This window comes from Acinetobacter sp. YH16052 (assembly GCF_013417155.1).
Lineage (GTDB): Bacteria > Pseudomonadota > Gammaproteobacteria > Pseudomonadales > Moraxellaceae > Acinetobacter.
The window spans coordinates 1-1,102 of sequence record NZ_VPEO01000193.1; the positions used below are offsets into that span (position 1 = coordinate 1).

At 41.7% G+C, this 1,102-nt stretch carries 1 protein-coding gene; it reads left to right on the plus strand.

The genetic code is table 11. The annotated features are described in order from the left end of the window. The coding region (locus tag FTV42_RS17250; RefSeq protein ID WP_180039283.1) for a multicopper oxidase domain-containing protein at positions 1-1,001 on the plus strand (1,001 nt) is incomplete at its 5' end. Positions 1,002-1,102 lie beyond the last annotated feature (101 nt).

Genomic DNA, 1,102 nt, shown 5'->3' on the forward strand with positions numbered 1-1,102 from the left:
TTAAACCGAATGAAAAAATTCGCCTACGTTTTGTGAATGCATCTGCGATGTCTTTCTACGATGTCCGTATTCCTAACTTGAAAATGACTGTGGTTAGTGCTGATGGTCAGCCTGTGAAACCCATTTCTGTAGATGAATTCCGTATTGGTACGGCTGAAACTTATGATGTGATTGTGGAGCCAAAAGGTGGACATTATCAAATTGAAGCTGAGTCAATTGACCGTTCAGGTTATGCGATTGGTACGCTACACAATGAACTAAATCCTGTGACACACGGCATGCATATGCCTCAGCCACGTCCACGCTCGCTTTTGACTATGGAAGATATGGGACATGGTGGTGGTGATCATTCAGGAATGGATCATTCGAAAATGAACCATGGCGATATGAAAGGCACGGATCATTCACAGCATAGCGCAGTAAAACCGCAAAAAAATGATCAAGTGGTTTATGGTTGGGCAAATGCCTCTACACCTGCAGGTAATAAAGCTTTGCAATATAGCGATTTAAAATCGTTAGAGCCGCAAAAAGATACTCGTGAAGCCAGCAGTGAATTGGTCGTGCGTTTGGGCGGTACTATGGAACGTTATATTTGGACCATTAACGGTAAAAAATTTAGTGATGCTGAGCCGTTAAAAGTGAAATATGGCGAGCGTATTCGTATCAAATTTATTAATGACAGTATGATGGCGCACCCGATGCATTTACACGGTATGTTTATGCAGCTGGAGAATGGTCAAAAGTCGGTAGATATGCCAAATAAACACACATTGATCGTACCACCGGGTAAAACAGTTACGGCTTTATTAACTGCGGATGAATTGGGTGAATGGGCAATCCATTGTCATTTGTTGTATCACATGAGTGCGGGGATGATGAACAAGTTAATCGTGGCGAATGTTAGCGATGAACAAGTATCTACAATGCCAATTCAAGGTACAAATTCGACTCAAACTCACGAAGTAACTGAGCAAAAAGGAGCTGAACATGCACATCACTAATTTTGTATTGAAAGCGATTTTTTCTGTTGCGGTATTGAGTTTAACGACCTTAAGTGTGGCGCACGAAGGGCATCATTCAACTACTCAGAATAATGGGAAAA